Annotated in this window: 12 protein-coding genes; 9 read left to right on the forward strand and 3 right to left on the reverse strand. The window is 63.4% G+C overall.

What is annotated here, in order from left to right:
* Position 1: 1 nt before the first annotated feature.
* Positions 2-1,915: an arginine decarboxylase gene (speA, locus tag ACO77H_RS02985; protein WP_169952043.1), complete on the forward strand. Its 1,914-nt coding sequence runs from the start codon at positions 2-4 to the stop codon at positions 1,913-1,915.
* A gap of 129 nt (positions 1,916-2,044) precedes the next feature.
* Here speA and ACO77H_RS02990 read toward each other — a convergent pair whose 3' ends face one another.
* Together ACO77H_RS02990 and ACO77H_RS02995 are read right to left on the reverse strand one after the other, a co-directional pair.
* A complete protein-coding gene (locus ACO77H_RS02990) occupies positions 2,045-3,388 on the reverse strand; it encodes an MATE family efflux transporter (RefSeq protein WP_432754982.1) in 1,344 nt (447 codons plus the stop codon).
* Between the two features lie 161 nt (positions 3,389-3,549).
* A complete protein-coding gene (locus tag ACO77H_RS02995) occupies positions 3,550-3,849 on the reverse strand; it encodes a DUF6124 family protein (protein ID WP_432754983.1) in 300 nt (99 codons plus the stop codon).
* 479 nt (positions 3,850-4,328) lie between these two features.
* Here ACO77H_RS02995 and ACO77H_RS03000 point away from each other — a divergent pair, with 479 nt between their 5' ends.
* The 3 genes from ACO77H_RS03000 (at position 4,329) to ACO77H_RS03010 (ending at position 11,155) form a co-directional block, all read left to right on the forward strand.
* Positions 4,329-5,177: an EamA family transporter gene (locus tag ACO77H_RS03000; RefSeq protein ID WP_432754984.1), complete on the forward strand. Its 849-nt coding sequence runs from the start codon at positions 4,329-4,331 to the stop codon at positions 5,175-5,177.
* Positions 5,177-6,124 carry a LysR substrate-binding domain-containing protein gene (locus ACO77H_RS03005; protein WP_432754985.1) on the forward strand — a complete coding sequence of 316 codons (948 nt, stop codon included), beginning with the start codon at positions 5,177-5,179 and terminating at the stop codon, positions 6,122-6,124. Before ACO77H_RS03000 ends, ACO77H_RS03005 begins: the two co-directional genes overlap by 1 nt.
* 135 nt (positions 6,125-6,259) lie before the next feature.
* Positions 6,260-11,155, forward strand: coding sequence for an alpha-2-macroglobulin family protein (locus ACO77H_RS03010; protein WP_432754986.1), 4,896 nt, complete (start codon positions 6,260-6,262; stop codon positions 11,153-11,155).
* Positions 11,156-11,311: 156 nt separating this feature from the next.
* Here ACO77H_RS03010 and ACO77H_RS03015 read toward each other — a convergent pair whose 3' ends face one another.
* Positions 11,312-11,605, reverse strand: coding sequence for a hypothetical protein (locus tag ACO77H_RS03015; RefSeq protein ID WP_057437585.1), 294 nt, complete (start codon positions 11,603-11,605; stop codon positions 11,312-11,314).
* A gap of 99 nt (positions 11,606-11,704) precedes the next feature.
* Here ACO77H_RS03015 and pbpC point away from each other — a divergent pair, with 99 nt between their 5' ends.
* From pbpC to ACO77H_RS03040, 5 genes are all read left to right on the forward strand, one after another.
* Positions 11,705-14,035 (forward strand): peptidoglycan glycosyltransferase PbpC, encoded by a 2,331-nt coding sequence (gene pbpC / locus ACO77H_RS03020; protein ID WP_170042535.1) that lies wholly within the window; start codon positions 11,705-11,707, stop codon positions 14,033-14,035.
* Between the two features lie 156 nt (positions 14,036-14,191).
* Positions 14,192-14,500 carry a MazG-like family protein gene (locus ACO77H_RS03025; protein ID WP_133713881.1) on the forward strand — a complete coding sequence of 103 codons (309 nt, stop codon included), beginning with the start codon at positions 14,192-14,194 and terminating at the stop codon, positions 14,498-14,500.
* The gene (locus tag ACO77H_RS03030; protein WP_170042536.1) at positions 14,493-15,242 is read left to right on the forward strand and encodes a methyltransferase; all 750 of its coding nucleotides are present in this window, start codon (positions 14,493-14,495) and stop codon (positions 15,240-15,242) included. Before ACO77H_RS03025 ends, ACO77H_RS03030 begins: the two co-directional genes overlap by 8 nt.
* A gap of 24 nt (positions 15,243-15,266) precedes the next feature.
* Positions 15,267-15,869 (forward strand): DUF4136 domain-containing protein, encoded by a 603-nt coding sequence (locus ACO77H_RS03035; protein WP_432754987.1) that lies wholly within the window; start codon positions 15,267-15,269, stop codon positions 15,867-15,869.
* Positions 15,870-15,914: 45 nt separating this feature from the next.
* Entirely contained in the window at positions 15,915-16,472 is a 558-nt protein-coding gene (locus ACO77H_RS03040) for a DUF4136 domain-containing protein (protein ID WP_170042537.1), read from the forward strand.
* Positions 16,473-16,826: the final 354 nt, after the last annotated feature.

A 16,826-nucleotide genomic window follows, 5' to 3' on the forward strand; every position in this document is an offset into this window, starting at 1 on the left:
GATGTCCGTACGACGCACACGCAAAGACGATGGCAGCCAATGGACAGTTGCGGACAGCCGCAGTGTTTACGGGATTCGCCATTGGGGGGCCGGGTATTTCGCGATCAATGATGCCGGTCGCGTTGAAGTCCGTCCGAACGGCCCGAACAGCTCGCCCATCGATTTGTACGAGCAAGTGGATGAGCTGCGCAAAAGCGGCCTGTCCCTGCCTTTGCTGGTGCGCTTCCCGGATATCCTGCAAGACCGCGTGCGCCAACTGACCGGCGCCTTCGACGCGAATATCGAGCGCCTGGAATACCAGAGCAAATACACCGCGCTCTACCCGATCAAGGTCAACCAGCAGGAAGCGGTGATCGAGAACATCATCGCCACCCAGGACGTGTCCATCGGCCTGGAAGCCGGCTCCAAGCCTGAGCTTCTGGCCGTACTGGCCCTGGCACCGAAAGGCGGCACCATCGTCTGCAACGGTTACAAGGACCGTGAGTTCATCCGCCTCGCGCTGATGGGCCAGAAGCTGGGCCACAACGTGTTTATCGTGATCGAGAAAGAGTCCGAAGTAGGCCTGGTGATCGAAGAAGCCGCCAACCTCAAGGTCAAGCCACAGGTCGGCCTGCGGGTGCGCCTGTCGTCCCTGGCGTCGAGCAAATGGGCCGACACCGGTGGCGAGAAGTCCAAGTTCGGCCTGTCGGCGGCGCAGTTGCTGTCGGTGGTCGAGCGCTTCCGCGCCGCGGGCCTGGACCAGGGCATCCGCCTGCTGCACTTTCACATGGGCTCGCAGATCGCCAACCTAGCGGACTACCAGCACGGGTTCAAGGAAGCCATCCGCTACTACGGCGAACTGCGCAACCTCGGCCTGCCGGTGGACCACATCGACGTCGGCGGCGGCCTGGGCGTGGACTACGACGGTACCCACTCGCGCAACGCCAGCTCGATCAACTACGACATGGACGACTACGCCGGCGTGGTGGTGGGCATGCTCAAGGAATTCTGCGACGCGCAGAACCTGCCGCACCCCAACATCTTCTCCGAGAGCGGCCGCTCCCTGACCGCCCACCACGCCATGCTGGTGGTGCAGGTGACCGACGTCGAGAAACACAACGACGACGTACCGGTGATCGAGAACAAGGAGAGCCTGCCGGAAACCGTGCAATGGCTGGTTGACCTGCTGGGCCCGACCGACATTGAAATGGTCACCGAAACCTACTGGCGCGCCACCCACTACATGAGTGACGTGGCCGCCCAGTACGCCGACGGCAAGCTGACCCTCGCGGAAAAAGCCCTGGCCGAACAGTGCTACTTCGCCGTGTGCCGCCGCCTGCACAACTCGCTCAAGGCCCGCCAGCGCTCGCACCGCCAGGTGTTGGACGAACTCAACGACAAGCTGGCCGACAAGTACATCTGCAACTTCTCGGTATTCCAGAGCCTGCCGGACACCTGGGCCATCGGCCAGGTCTTGCCGATCCTGCCGCTGCACCGCCTCGACGAAGAGCCGCTGCGCCGCGCGGTACTGCAGGACCTGACCTGTGACTCCGACGGCAAGATCAAGCAATACGTCGACGAGCAAAGCATCGAGACCAGCCTGCCGGTGCACGGTTTGAACGAAGGCGAGGACTACCTGCTGGGGATCTTCCTGGTGGGCGCCTACCAGGAAATCCTCGGGGACATGCACAACCTGTTCGGTGACACCGATTCGGTGAACATCTACCAGCGCGAGGACGGCTCGGTGTACAGCGCCGGGATCGAGACCCACGACACCATCGAAGACATGCTGCGCTACGTGCACTTGTCGCCGGAGGAGTTGATGACCCACTACCGTGACAAGTGCGCCAGCGCGAAGATCACGGCGGCAGAACGCACCCAGTTCCTGGATGCGCTACGCCTGGGCCTGACCCGTTCGTCCTACCTGTCTTCCTAAGACCGGCAGGCACAGCGCCAAGCTGTGGGAGCGGGCTTGTGTGGGAGCGGGCTTGCTCGCGAAAGCAGTGGATCAGTCAATACAGGTGCTGACTGATCTGCCGTCATCGCGGGCAAGCCCGCTCCCACATTAGTGTGCGGCCAGCCACAGCCCCTGCCGATTCAGCCGCCAGGCAATCGCCCACAACGTCAAACTGCGCACTGCCATAAACAGCAGGAACGTTATCCACAGCCCGTGGTTACCCAGCCCCTGCAACGCCCAGGCAAGCGGCAGCATAATCAGCACCGTCAGCAGCATGCCGTTGCGCATCTCCCGCGCGCGGGTCGCGCCGATAAACAAGCCGTCCAACAGATAACTCCACACCGCAATCAACGGCAGTACCGCAAGGTACGGCAGGTAGATATCGGCGGTTTCGCGCACGCTGGGGATATCGGTCTGCATGGCGATAAACAAGTGGCCGGCGAAGGTAAACAACAGCACAAACCCGAGGCTGGCGATCAATGACCAGCCGCAGGCAACGACCAGCGAGCGGCGCAGGGCCTGGCGGTCATGGGCGCCGATGGCGTGGCCGCACAACGCTTCCACCGCGTGGGCCAGACCGTCCAGGGCATGGGCGGTCAGCAACAGCCCGTTGAGCAGCAGGGCATTGGCCGCGACGGTGGCGTCGCCCAGCCGGGCGCCTTGCACCGTGATCATGAAAAACACCGATTGCAGCGCCAGGCTGCGGATAAAGATGTCGCGGTTGACCGCCAGCAGCGCGCGCCAGCTTTGCCAGACCTTGAGCGCCGCCCAGGCGATGTGCCCGGGGTAGGCGCGCAGGGCTTTTTGCGTGAGGGCCAGGCCGAGCAGGGCGCCGGTCCATTCGGCAATCACCGAGGCCCGCGCCGAGCCGACCACGCCCCAGTCCAGGCCTAAAACGAACCACAGGTTCAGGGCGATATTCACAAGGTTAGTGGTCAACAGAATCGCCAGCGGGGCCCGGGCGTTCTGCGTGCCCAGGAACCAACCCACCAGGGCGTAGGTGGCCAGGGCGGCAGGGAGGCCGAACAGGCGGGTGTGGAAGAATTCGCGGGTCAGTTGATTCAACTCGGCCGAGGGCTGCATCCACTCCAGTGCCAGGTGGCTGAGGGGAATGCCCACCGTGCCCAGCACCATCGCCAACCCCAGCGCCAGCAGCAAACCTTGCAGCAGGATTTGCCGCAGCGCCGCGCCATCATTGCGCCCGGCGGCTTGGGCGGCAAACCCGGTGGTGCCCATGCGCAGAAAACCCATGGCCCAGGCCAGGAAGGTATACAGGCTGGCCCCAACGGCCACGGCACCCAGTTGATGGGCGTGGGGCAGGTGGCCGATGACCATGCTGTCCACCAGCGCCACCAACGGTACCGAAATATTCGACAGAATCATCGGCGCGGCCAGGGCCCAGACACGGCGGTGAGTGGGGCGGTGGCGCCAGTCGGTGAGTAAGGTGGGCATGGGGGCTCCTTGGGGGAGCGGCATTGTAACTGGCCCTCAACAGCGGCGCAGATCCAAATGTGGGAGCGGGCTTGCTCGCGAATGCGGTGGGTCAGTTGGCATCTCTATTGACTGACCCACCGCATTCGCGAGCAAGCCCGCTCCCACCTTTTTGATCGCGTTTATGCCGGGGGATGCAGGCACTCGATAGAGCGGTCGACCGTGGTCTTGGCGATCTCCAGCAAATGCCATACGGCCAAGACCTTGGCCCGTTCGGCGCCGGGCAAGAGTTCGCCACAGTCGAGCGCGGTGGCCGAGGCGCTGTTCAGCAGGCTGGCGGTGTAGAGCAGGGAGTCTTCGAAACTCAGTTCTTCACTGATGGAGTGGAAGCCCTGGGTCGGTAGGTAGTGGCTGAGGGCGCGACTGAAGGCGGCGCGGTCGTTGAGCAGGTCGCAGGGTGGGTCGGGGACAATCTTATGCATGGTGTAACTCCATATGGTTTGGAGCTGACATCCGTCGCGACTAAACGAAGGGTGGCGGCTGTACGCAGGTTAGTCGACCGGCCATATGGCAAACCGGCGCACCCGAAGGTGCCCTACGCACAGCCACCATGAAACTTCATGAGACCATGCGCCATATAGGATCCGGGCGACTAAACCCGATCACTGATAAGCAGTGACGGACCGCAGACTAGTCACCGATTCCAACAGGCACAAGGCGCTGAGGATTGTCTAGGAAACGTCCTGCAATTTAAAGCGACACGCCTTGCTGGCCCTTTACAAACCGTGACCAAATGCCAGCCCGGCGCCCCCACAAACCAGCTTTCACAGGAGGTCTTCAGTGTTTGTGGTGGCGATGTCGGCATGATGAAGGGTCATGGCTGTGCTGATGAGCTTTCGCTTCCGGCCGGCACGCGAGGTTGAGTTAAATACCCGCCTTCTCCTCTGAACAGCCAACCCCCATGGATAACTCCGATATCGCGATCACCCTGGTCCTGATCTCCGCCTTCATGCATGCCACCTGGAACGCTGTTGTCCGGGCCGGCAGCAGCCGCTTCATGACCCTGGCCCTGGTCGATGGCACAGCATTGCTGATCTGCCTGGCGGCGCTGCCGCTGGTCAATGTGCCAAGCCTGCAAGTCTGGGGTTATGTACTGCTTTCGGTGATATTGAATACGGTCTATCGCCTGTTTCTGATCAAGGCCTATGAGACGGGCGACTTCGGCCAGGTTTACCCGGTGATGCGCGGTGTGCCGCCGGTGCTGGTGGCGTTGTTTTCCTACTTTCTGCTGCATGAGCAACTGTCGTTCCATGCGATGGCCGGGGTGTTGTTGATTTGCCTGGGGATCATCAGCCTGACATTTGTACGCAGGATGACCGCGCAAATGCTCAAGCCGATCCTGATGGCGGTGGGCGCTGGAGTGTTTATTGCGTCCTACACAGTGGTGGACGCCAAGGGCGTGAGAGCCAGTGAAACGGTGCTGCAATACATTATTTACCTGACGGTATTCCAGAGCATTCCTATCCCGCTGCTGGCGTTTTTCAAGGAGCGTGCGGCACTTGTCCAGGCCATTGGCAGTCATTGGCGAGTGGGGGCCTTGGGGGGTATTTTTTACCTGGCATCCTACGGCCTGGTGTTGTTCGCGCTGTCGCTGGATGCGGTGGCCAAGGTCTCAGCGCTGCGGGAAACCAGTGTTATTATCGGCGCCATTATTGCCGCGCTGTTCTTCCATGAACGGTTCGGCTGGCGACGGATGCTCTCGGCGTTCGTCATTGTTTGCGGGATCATCCTGATCAAAGTGAGCACCTGATGGCTCAGCGCCCTCCACCCACTGCGATGCTCCAGGCTTTTGTCAGCGCCGCGCAAACGGGCAGTTTCGCGCGTGCGGCGTCTGAGCTTAACCTCACCGCCAGTGCCATCAGCCATCAAATTTCAGGCCTGGAAGCGTGGTGGGGCGTACAGTTGTTTGAGCGGCACTCGCGCGGCGTCAAGCTGACGTCGGCAGGGCAGGCCTTGTTGCCGGTCACTGATGGGTTTTTCAAAGGGCTGGAGGCGGCGTTGCAGGCGCTTAATCCGCGCACAGCCCAGCCGTTGTACCTCTTGTGCACCTCTTCGCTCTGTTCGACCTGGCTGATTCCCAGAATGCATGGCTCGCATACTGACGCCTCGTTCAATCTTGACGTGGTGCTGAGCAGCGCAGATATGAACCCTGCCAGCCTGGGGGCTCATCAATTTGATGTCGCAGTAGTCATAGGGGGCGGGGACTATCCCGAGCATCATGTCGAGTTGCTGATGCGCGATGCGGTGTTTCCCGTATGCTCGCCGGCGTTTTATCGCGAGCATGGCGATATTGCACCGACGGATATCGCCCGCTACCCGTTGATTCACCGGGCGGATGATCAGATCTGTCCGGGGTGGGAGATTTGGTTTGCGTTCCAGGGGGTGGCGGCGCCCCCGTATCACCCTGGGCCTCGGTTTCCGGATTCGAGCCTGGCTATAACCCTTGCGGTCAAGGGGGGTGGGATCGCTCTGGGCCGGACGGCGTTGGTATACGACCAATTGGAAGAAGGGGCGTTGGTTGCCTTGAACAGCCCCGTGATGATGTCGCCGGCGGCGTATTACGTTATTTGCCGCAATGGTCGACAGTCCGAGCCGGACATCGCCCGGTTGATTGATTGGCTCAAGGCCAGCGCGGGTGAGTTTCTGCGGGAGGTTCGGACCCGCCACCCGCAAATAGCGGGTGCTGGAGCACTTTAGCGGTAGGGTTTGGCCTGACTTGGCCTGCACGCAGAACCAAACCGCCCTCCGTCGGTCAATGTGATCACTGCCACAACCGCTTCACTGGCACTGATATATAGTTCACCCCTCAGACACCCCGACAACGAGTGCCCCATGCTTAACAAAGGATTGTTCCTGGCCTGTGCGCTGGCCCTGCTGAGCGCCTGCGATTCTTCCGACAAACCCGCAGCCCCCGCGCCCTCTGCGCCAGCGGTGACGGCCCCGGCCAAGGCCGCGGTGGATGTGGCGACGCTCAAGCAGCGTTATGCCGGCCGTGAGTTGAGCGTGGTGGACGTGTCTGAGGTGCAACTGGATGGCGCCAGCACCTTGTCGGTGAGTTTTTCGATCCCGCTGGACCCGGACCAGAAGTTCGCCGACAAGCTGCACCTGGTGGACAGCAAATCCGGCAAGGTCGACGGTGCCTGGGAGCTTTCCGACAACCTGATGGAACTGCGCCTGCGCCACCTGGAGCCCCAGCGCAAGTTGGTGCTGACCGTGGACGCCGGCCTGCGTGGGGTCAATGACGCCAAGCTCGCCGCCGAGTACGTCAGCCGCCTGGAAACCCGCGACCTGCAAGCCACCGTCGGCTTCGCCAGCCGTGGCACCCTGTTGCCCACCCGCCTGGCCGAAGGTTTGCCGGTGATCGCGCTGAATGTCGACAAGATCGACGTCGAATTCTTCCGCATCAAGCCCGAATCGCTGCCGGCGTTTCTCGCCCAGTGGGGTCGCAATACCAGCCTACAAAGCTATGAATCGCGCGAACTGCTGCCCATGGCCGACTTGGTGTACGGCGGCCGCTTCGACCTCAATCCTGCGCGCAACACCCGCGAAACCCTGCTGCTGCCCATCGCCGGCCTCAAGCAACTGCAACAGCCGGGCGTGTACCTGGCGGTGATGCGCGCCTCGGGCACCTACAACTATTCGCAGCCGGCCACGCTGTTTACCCTCAGTGATATCGGCCTGTCGGTGCACCGCTACGCCAATCGCCTGGATGTGTTTACCCAGGCGCTGGAAGGCGGCAAGGCGCTGGACGGTGTCGAGCTGGAAATCCTCGATGCCGAAGGCCGCGTGCTGGGCCAGGGCAAGACCGAGAAGGGCGGCCACGCCGAACTGCCGCTGCCGAAAAAGGCCCAGGTATTGCTGGCCAAACAGGGCGAGCAAACCAGCCTGTTGCGCCTCGACAGCGCGGCGCTGGACCTGGCCGAGTTCGATATCGGCGGCCAGCCTGCGCACCCGCTGCAATTCTTCGTGTTCGGCCCGCGCGACCTGTACCGCCCTGGCGAAACCGTGCTGCTCAACGCCCTGCTGCGCGACAAGGACGGCAATGCCGTCAAGCCGCAGCCCGTGAGTGTCGAAGTGCGCCGCCCGGATGAACAGGTCAGCCGCAAATTCGTATGGGACGCCGATGCCTCTGGCCTCTATCAATACCCGTTGCAGTTGGCCGGCGAAGCGCCGACCGGGCGCTGGCAACTGGTGTTCGACCTGGGTGACGGCAAGCCGCAGCTGTATGAATTCCTCGTCGAAGACTTCCTGCCCGAGCGCCTGGCCCTGGAACTCAAGGGCAGTGACACGCCGTTGAGCCCGGCGGACAACGCCGTTATCCAGGTCAATGGCCGCTACCTCTACGGCGCCCCGGCGACGGGCAATCGCCTGAGCGGGCAAGTGTATGTGCGCCCGCTGCGCGAGGCGGTCAAAGCCCTGCCGGGCTACGAGTTTGGCTCGGTAACGGAAGAAGAACTGAGCCAGGATTTTGAACTGGACGAAAGCGTGCTCGACGCCCAGGGCCAGGAAAAACTGACCCTGGAAAGCAAATGGAGCGAGGCCAAGTCACCGCTGCAACTGATCGTGCAGGCCAGCCTGCAAGAGTCGGGCGGGCGCCCGATCACCCGGCGCCTGGTGCAGCCGGTATGGCCGGCCGAGCAATTGCCGGGCCTGCGCGGCTTGTTCGATGGCAAGGAAACCGATGGCGATGGCCCGGCGGAATTCGAAGTGCTGCTGGCCAACCAGGACGGCCAGAAACTTGCCGTCGACAACCTCAAGGTCCGCCTGATCCGCGAGCGCCGCGACTACTACTGGAACTACTCGGACAACGACGGCTGGAGCTATCACTACAACGAGAAATTCCTCAACCTCGATGAGCAGACCGTCAACATCAAGGCCGGCGACACCGCCAAGGTCAGCTTCCAGGTGGAGTGGGGCCCGTACCGCGTCGAGGTCGAGGACCCGCAGACCGGGCTGATCAGCAGCAAGCGTTTCTGGGCTGGTTACCAGGCCCAGGACAACACCGAAGGCGGCGCCGTGCGCCCGGACCAGGTCAAGCTGGCGCTGGACAAACCGGCGTATGGCGATGGCGATACGGCCAACGTCACCGTCACCCCGCCGGCAGCCGGCAAGGGCTACCTGTTGGTGGAGTCCAGCGAAGGCCCGTTGTGGTGGCAGGAAATCGAGGTGCCGGCCGAAGGCAAGAGCTTTGCGGTGAAGCTCGACCCGAAATGGTCGCGTCATGACCTGTATGTGAGTGCGCTGGTGATCCGTCCCGGCGAGCGCAAGGCCAACATCACCCCTAAACGCGCCGTGGGCTTGCTGCACCTGCCGTTGGACCGTACCCAGCGCAAACTGGGCTTGACCCTGACCGCACCGGAAAAAATGCGCCCCAAACAGCCGCTGACGGTCAAGGTCGCGGCAAAAAATGCCGATGGCAGCGTGCCGAAACAGGTGCATGTGCTGGTGGCGGCGGTGGACGTGGGCATCCTCAATATCACCGAATACCCGACCCCGGATCCGTACTCCAGCCTGTTCGGCCGCAAGGCGTATGGCGTGGACCAGTTCGATATCTATGGGCAGTTGATCGAAGCCGGCCAGGGCCGCCTGGCCAGCCTGGCCTTTGGCGGTGACGCGGCGCTGGCCAAGGGCGGCAAGCGCCCGGACACCAGCGTCACCATCGTCGCCCTGCAAAGCGCGCCGGTGACCTTGAACGAGAAAGGCGAGGGCGAAGTCAGCGTCAATATCCCCGACTTCAACGGCGAGCTGCGCCTGATGGCCCAGGCCTGGAGCGATGACCGCTACGGCATGGCCGAAGCCAAGACCGTGATTGCCGCGCCGTTGATTGCCGAGCTGTCGGCCCCGCGCTTCCTCGCGGGCGGCGACCAGACGCGCCTGGCGCTGGACCTGTCCAACCTGTCGGGCAAGGCGCAGAAGCTCGATGTGCAACTGACCGCCGAAGGGCAACTGACCCTGCTGGGCGAACCATCGCAAAGCGTGCAACTGACCCAGGGCCAGCGCACCACCTTGCAGATTCCGGTGCGCGCGCTGGGCGGTTTTGGCCAGGGCAAGATCAAGGTCACGGTCAATGGCCTGGACCTGCCGGGCGAGAACCTGCCGGCGTTTACCCGCGAATGGACATTGGGTGTGCGCCCGGCTTATCCGGCGCTGCTCAAGCAATACCGCGCGGTGCTCAAGGACGACGCCTGGAGCCTGCCGGACAGCGAACTGGCCCTGTTTGAGCCGGCCGGGCGTGAGGCGCTGTTGAGCCTGTCGAGCCGCCCGCCGTTGAACCTGGGCGAGCAGATTCGTGCGCTCAAGGCCTACCCGTATGGTTGCCTGGAGCAAACCGCCAGCGGCCTGTACCCGTCGTTGTATGCCGATGCCGCCGTGCTGACGCGCCTGGGCTTGACCGGCGAGCCGGATGCCGAGCGCAAGCGCAAAATCGAACTGGGCATAGAGCGCCTGCTGGGCATGCAGCGCTACAACGGCAGCTTTGGTTTGTGGGGCGCCGATGGCGAGGAAGAATACTGGCTGACGGCGTACGTCACCGACTTCCTGCTGCGCGCCCGCGACCAGGGTTTTGCCGTACCGCCCGAGGCGCTGAAAAAGGCCAGCGAACGCCTGCTGCGCTATGTGCAGGAGCGCAATCTGATTGAGGTCGACTACAGCGACAACGCCGACCACACGCGTTTTGCCGTACAAGCCTATGCCGGGCTGGTGCTGGCGCGCAGTCAGCAGGCGCCGCTGGGGGCATTGCGCAGCTTGTTCGAACGTCGCAGCGATGCTCGCTCCGGCCTGCCTTTGGTGCAGTTGGCGATTGCCCTGCAGAAGATGGGTGACCAACCGCGTGCCGACCAGGCCTTGCTGGCCGGTTTGGCGGTCAAGCGCAAAGCCAATGAATGGCTGGCCGACTACGGCAGCCCGCTGCGTGATCAGGCGATGATCCTGGCCCTGCTGGAAGAAAACGACCTGGCCAAGGGCAAGCGTGAAGAGCGCCTGTTCGAGCTGTCGGACCAGATGGCGGCCAGCCCGTGGCTGTCGACCCAGGAGCGCAACTCGCTGTTCCTGGCCGGGCGTGGCTTGCTGGGCAAACCGGAAACCAACTGGACGGCGCAGTTGAGCAGCGGCGGCGAAACCCGCGAGCTGAACAACGGCCAGTCCGGCCTGAAGCTGGAAGGGCCGTTGCTGGCCTCACCACTGACCCTGCACAACCCGGGCAGCGAGCCGATTTACCAGCAACTGAGCATCTCCGGTTATCCACAGCACGCGCCGGCAGCGGGTGGCGAAAACCTGAGTATTCGCCGCGAGTACCTGGGGATGAATGGCCAGCCGCTGAACCTGCAAAACCTGCGCAGCGGCGACCTGGTGTTGGTGCACATTGCGGTCAGCGCCAACAAACAGCGGGTGCCGGATGCACTGGTAGTTGACCTGTTGCCGGCTGGCCTGGAGCTGGAGAACCAGAACCTTGGGCAAAGCGCCGCCAGCCTGGAAAACGCCAGCAGCCAGGTCAAGGAGTGGCGCGAGTCGATGCAGAATGCGTCGATCAAACATCAGGAATATCGCGATGATCGCTACGTGGCCGCGCTGAACCTGGACGGCTATGGCACCACGCACCTGCTGTACCTGGCCCGTGCGGTGACGCCTGGGACTTATCGCGTACCGCCGCCGCAAGTGGAGTCGATGTACCGGCCGAACTGGCAGGCAGTGGGGGAAACCCCGGCCGATATGGTGATCAAGGGCCGTTAAGCCCAACCCCTATAGGAACTGGCGGTAGCTTTATGTGGGAGCGGGCTTGCCCGCGATAGCGATCTTTCAGCCCATACATTCGGTGGCTGATACACCGTTATCGCGAGCAAGTCGCACCGCTGCTCCCACACAAGCCCGCTCCCACAGGGTCTGTATTTAATGCACAACCCAACTGAGCAGCCACAACCCCAGCATCAACCAGATAATCCCCATGATGATCGAGGCCCGCATAAATGCCCGGACTGCCGAGTACAGCAGCATCAGGCCGATGATCAGGGTGATGATGCTGATGATCGAGGTATCCATGCCCAGGGTGCGCGACAGGCCATCGATAAAGTTGCCACCGGCATTGGTCAGGGCGCCGAACAGGCCACTGAGCCCGTCGACGATAAAGCGGATGACCGAACCGAGCGCCTGGCCCAGCCATTCGAAAAAGCTTTCTACCTGCATATGAGTTTCCTGATGAAAGGGTGGGCGTATCTGCCGGACCTGAGCCTTTGGTCGCCAATCCCTTGGGCGAGTTCCCTAGAAGCATAGAGGTTTGCCCGTTTGAATTTGCGAATAGTTGCACGCGCTACCCTGGGTAGCCTGCTGGTGGTGATAGCCCTGCTGTGGCTGGCCGACCGCCTCTGGCCCCTGCCGCTGCCCAAGGATGACCTGGCCCGCGTGGTACTGGCGGAGGACGGCACGCCGTTGTGGCGGTTTGCCGATGCCAACGGCGTGTGGCGTTACCCGGTGGCCACCGATGAGGTCTCGCCGTATTACCTCGATGCGCTGCTGACCTACGAAGACCGTTGGTTCTACCAGCACCCCGGCGTCAACCCGCTGGCCCTGGTGCGGGCGACCTGGCAGAACCTCAGCGGTGCACGGGTGGTATCTGGCGGCAGCACCTTGTCGATGCAGGTGGCGCGCCTGCTTGATCCCCATTCGCGCACCCTGCCGGGCAAGTTGCGCCAGCTGTGGCGTACGGCGCAGTTGGAGTGGCATCTGTCCAAGGACCAGATCCTCAACCTGTACCTCAATCGCGCGCCATTTGGCGGCACCTTGCAGGGCGTGGCGGCAGCCAGTTGGGCGTATCTGGGCAAGTCGCCGCAACAGCTGACCCACGCTGAAGCGGCGCTGCTTGCGGTTTTGCCCCAGGCACCGAGCCGTCTGCGCCCGGACCGCCACCCGCAGCGCGCCCAGGAGGCCCGGGACAAAGTGCTGCGGCGCCTGGCCGAGTTTCAGGTATGGCCGCAACCTGCGGTCGACGAAGCCCTGGAAGAACCCCTGTTGCTGGCGCCGCGCCTGGAACCCAGCCTGGCGCCGCTGCTGGCGCGCCGCTTGAACCGTCCCGACAGCCCGCCGCTGATTCGCACCACTCTCGACGCGACCCTGCAACGGCGTCTCGAAGACCTGCTGCTGGGTTGGCGCGCGCGGCTGCCGGAGCACACCTCGGCCGCGATCCTGGTGGTCGAAGAAGAAAGCATGGCGGTGCGCGCCTACCTGGGCTCGGTGGATATCAACGATGCGCGGCGTTTTGGCCATGTGGATATGATCAGCGCCCTGCGCTCGCCGGGCTCGACCCTCAAGCCCTTCCTGTATGGCATGGCTTTGGACGCGGGGCTGATTCACTCCGAATCGCTGTTGCAGGATGTGCCGCGACGCTACGGCGATTACCGGCCGGGCAACTTCTCCATGGGCTTTACCGGCGCGGTACCGGCCAGCACGGCGCTGTCCAGTTCGCTGAACCTACCGGCGGTGCAGCTTCTGGAAGCCTACGGGCCCAAGCGCTTTGCCGGCGAAATGCGCATCGGCGGCATGCCCCTGGCGCTGCCGGCGCTGGCCGAGCCGAACCTGGCATTGATCCTGGGCGGCGCCGGCAGCCGCCTGGAGGACCTGGTCGGCGGCTACAGCGCGTTGGCCCGCGACGGCAAGAGCGCGGCCATCCGTTTGCAGCCTGATGATGTGCTCAAGGAGCGCCCGTTGTTGTCGCCGGGTGCGGCGTGGATCGTGCGGCGCATCCTCAGTGGCCAGGCGCGGCCGGACCGTGATCCCCGGGCCGAGTTGGTACAGCGCCCGGTGTTGGCCTGGAAGACCGGCACCAGTTACGGTTTTCGCGATGCCTGGGCCATTGGCGTCGGGCCGCGCTATTTGATTGGTGTGTGGATCGGCCGCCCGGACGGCACCCCGGTGCCCGGCCAGTTCGGCCTGGCCTCGGCGGCGCCGTTGATGCTGCAAGTGCACGATGTGTTGACCAACCGCGACAGCCAGCGCGGCATTACTGCGCCCGTTAAGGCGGTACCGATGAATGTCGGCGTGGCGGCGATCTGTTGGCCCCTGGGCCAGCCCATGAGCCGCAGCGATCCCAATTGCCGGCGTCAGCGGTTTGCCTGGACGCTGGACAACACCACGCCGCCGACCTTGCAAGCCCTGGACCAACCTTTGGGTGTCGGCTTGATGGAGACCGTGTGGGTCAATGCCAAGGGCCTGCGCGTGGCGGCCAGTTGCCCGGGCGCGGTCTCGCGGGACATAGCCCTGTGGCCGGCACCGCTGGAGCCATGGTTGCCCAGGATCGAGCGGCGTGACGCGCGCATCCCCGCGCCAGACCCGGATTGCCCACCCCCGGCCCTGGCGGCGGCGTCGCCGTTGTCGGTGGTGGGTGTACGTGAGGGGGACCAGTTGCGGTTACCGGCAGGTAGCCAGCAGCAACTGCGCTTGAAGCTATCGGCGTTGGGCGGCAGTGGGCGGCGCTGGTGGTTCCTCAATGGTGCACCGCTGGGGGACAGCGCCAGTCAGGACAGTATCAATGCCAGCCTGGAGCAGTTGGGGCGCTATCAACTGAGTGTGCTCGATGAGGCGGGGCAGACGGCCAGGGTTGAGTTCAGCGTGGTGGATTAGGTCGCCATCGCAGGCAAGCCAGCTCCCCCATGTTGATTTGTAAACACCGCCAAATATGGGAGCTGGCTGGCCTGCGATAGCGCCCTTGCGCGCGCCGTAAATTTATTTGCCATCCCCGCCTTTGAGCCCGAAGCTATACCCCTTCAGGAGCACCCCATGAATCTCGAACACCTTACCGAACGCATGCATCGCATCCGCGATAACAACGACTGGAAGCAATTCCACAGCCCGAAAAACCTGGCCATGGCCGCCAGCGTCGAGATGGCCGAGCTGGTGGAAATCTTCCAGTGGCTGAGCGAAGACCAGTCCCGCCAGTTGCCCGCCGACAAACTCGCCCACGCCGGGCAGGAAGTGGGGGACATCGTGCTCTATCTGCTGCTGTTGTGCGGCGAACTGGGCCTGGACATGAACCAGGTGGTCAGCGCCAAGCTGGCCGACAACGAACGGCGGTTTACCCATGAGTGATCGCCATTTCGACCAGTTGGCCACGCGCTTTGCCGAGAAGATCTACGGCGGGGCCAAGGGTGCGATTCGCCTGGCGGTGTTGCAGGCCGACTTGGCCGAGGCCCTGCCGGACCGGCCTCTGCGCGTGCTGGATATCGGCGCAGGCCTGGGCCATATGTCGTTGTGGCTGGCCGAACGCGGGCATCAGGTGACCTTGGCCGAGCCTGCCGAACCGATGCTCGAAGGTGCCCGCCAGCGGTTCGCCGAGGCGGGGCAGAGCGCAACGTTCATCCAGGCGCCGTGGCAGGACCTGCTGGGTCAACTGACCGAGCCCTACGACCTGGTGCTGTGCCACGCCGTGCTGGAATGGCTGGCCGAACCCCATGGGATCCTGCCGGTGCTGCACCAGTTGACGGCGCCGGGCGGCTGGTTGTCCCTGGCCTTCTATAACCGTGATGCGCTGATTTACCGCAACTTGCTCAAGGGGCACTTTCGCAAGATGCGCAAAAATGACATGGCTGGCGAAAAACAGAGCCTGACCCCGCAACAGCCCCTGGACCCGCGTGAACTGGCGGCGCAACTTGAAGGCCTGTGGCAGGTCGAAAGCCAGAGCGGGGTGCGGGTCTTCCACGACTATATGCCGGTGGAGTTCCAGGCCCGCGCCGACTTGCAGGACTTGTTGGAGATGGAGCTCGCTCACCGTCGTCACCCAAGCTTTGCCGGACTTGGGCGTTATTTGCACTGGATCTGCCGTCCGGTTTAAGCGGCCCAGTCTGCGGAGATCGAAATGAAGCGCTGTGCAATGATCCTGCTGTGCCTGGGGCTGGGTGCCTGCTCCAGCAACAATCCGTATGTCGCGGCCTCCAAGCCCATGCCACCGGCGCCTGCCCAGGCGGCCAACACCTTTGATGCCAGCGCCTACCCGGCGCCGGTGCGTGACTACGGCGCCTATCGCAACTGGGCCTGGCGCAACGGCCAATTGCCGGCGGGCTCGGCCTGGGCAGATCCTGCACAGATCGCCGAAGCCGTCAGCGGCGCCCTCGACCAGCGCGGCCTGCGCCCGGTACATGACCAGCGCGCGCCGGACTTGCTGGTCAGCGCCGATGTGCATCTGGAAAAACGCCTGCGCCAGGTGCAGGACGATTATGGCTACGGCTACGGTGGCTACAACCGCTATGGCAACGGCTATGGCATGTACAACTCGGTGCCGATCGTGCGCACCTATGAAGTGCAAGTGGTGGTGGTGCGCGTCAACCTGTTCGACGCCCGCACGGGCCAGCCGGTATGGAGCGCCAGCGCCGAAACGGGCAGCCAGGGCAGCCTGAGTGAACGCGGCGATGCGTTGCGCCAGGCTGTGCAGAAGGCCATGACGGCGTATCCTCCGAGTTAACAGCTATTCTCATCTCAGGTTCGGTTTGCCCTTTGGAGAACTACCATGTTGCGTCGTATCGCTTTGCTCGCTTTTGCCGTGCTTTTGGGCGGATGCCAGACCAGCCAGGTCAACCACGATTTTGACGCCAGTCGCGACTTTGCCGCCTACCGCAGTTGGGCCTGGAAAGACCCAGCGTTGCAGTACCGCCCCGATGATCCACGGATCAAGAGCGACCTCACCGAACAGCGCATCCGCCAGGCGGTGGCCGACCAACTCGACCAGCGCGGCTTGCGCCCGGCGGCCCCGGGGGCCAAGGCTGATGTGAACGTGCAGGCCTACCTGATCGTCGAGGATCGCCAGCAGCAAGTCACCACCAACTACGGTGGCGCCTGGGGCGGCCCGTGGAATGGCTATTGGGGCGCGCCGATGTACAACGAAACCCGCAACGTCACCTACAAGGTCGCCACCCTCCAGATCGACCTGCTCGACGGCAAGGACGGCAAGTTGGTATGGCGCGGCAGTGACGAACAGATGATGAGCAGCTCGCCCAACCCCCAGGACCGCAATGCGGCGATCCGGGCGACGGTGACCAAGGTGCTGTCCAACTACCCGCCTCGCTAAGTCGTACTCGGTCCGTGTAGGGCCGCTGCATCACTGCGATGCGGGCGCTGCGGTTTAGCAGGTACACCGAGGCGATCCCATCGCAGCCTCGCCGGGGCTCGACAGCTCCCACATTCGATCTGTGTTGCCAAGACAAATGTGCAGGTGTCGCGGCTCCCCTGTGGGAGCTGTCGAGCCTCGGCGAGGCTGCGATGGGATCGACTCCGTACAACTCGATACACCGAGGTGCCCGCATCGCTGCCATGCAGCGGCCGGACTAACCAGCGTCGAGCGGTGTTTCTTTCCGTCAGTCGCCAAAGTGGCGACTTGCCAGCGTACCTTGCAAGCCTTGTCTACACTGCTGTTGACTACAGG

The organism is Pseudomonas sp. WMBT8, from assembly GCF_050916005.1.
In the GTDB taxonomy this organism is placed as follows: Bacteria; Pseudomonadota; Gammaproteobacteria; order Pseudomonadales; family Pseudomonadaceae; genus Aquipseudomonas.

Coding starts and splice junctions, on each gene's coding strand:
- speA (WP_169952043.1), top strand. CDS start 2: ATGTCCGTACGACGCACACGCAAAGACGATGGCAGCCAATGGACAGTT.
- ACO77H_RS02990 (WP_432754982.1), bottom strand. CDS start 3,388: ATGCCCACCTTACTCACCGACTGGCGCCACCGCCCCACTCACCGCCGT.
- ACO77H_RS02995 (WP_432754983.1), bottom strand. CDS start 3,849: ATGCATAAGATTGTCCCCGACCCACCCTGCGACCTGCTCAACGACCGC.
- ACO77H_RS03000 (WP_432754984.1), top strand. CDS start 4,329: ATGGATAACTCCGATATCGCGATCACCCTGGTCCTGATCTCCGCCTTC.
- ACO77H_RS03005 (WP_432754985.1), top strand. CDS start 5,177: ATGGCTCAGCGCCCTCCACCCACTGCGATGCTCCAGGCTTTTGTCAGC.
- ACO77H_RS03010 (WP_432754986.1), top strand. CDS start 6,260: ATGCTTAACAAAGGATTGTTCCTGGCCTGTGCGCTGGCCCTGCTGAGC.
- ACO77H_RS03015 (WP_057437585.1), bottom strand. CDS start 11,605: ATGCAGGTAGAAAGCTTTTTCGAATGGCTGGGCCAGGCGCTCGGTTCG.
- ACO77H_RS03025 (WP_133713881.1), top strand. CDS start 14,192: ATGAATCTCGAACACCTTACCGAACGCATGCATCGCATCCGCGATAAC.
- ACO77H_RS03030 (WP_170042536.1), top strand. CDS start 14,493: ATGAGTGATCGCCATTTCGACCAGTTGGCCACGCGCTTTGCCGAGAAG.
- ACO77H_RS03035 (WP_432754987.1), top strand. CDS start 15,267: ATGAAGCGCTGTGCAATGATCCTGCTGTGCCTGGGGCTGGGTGCCTGC.
- ACO77H_RS03040 (WP_170042537.1), top strand. CDS start 15,915: ATGTTGCGTCGTATCGCTTTGCTCGCTTTTGCCGTGCTTTTGGGCGGA.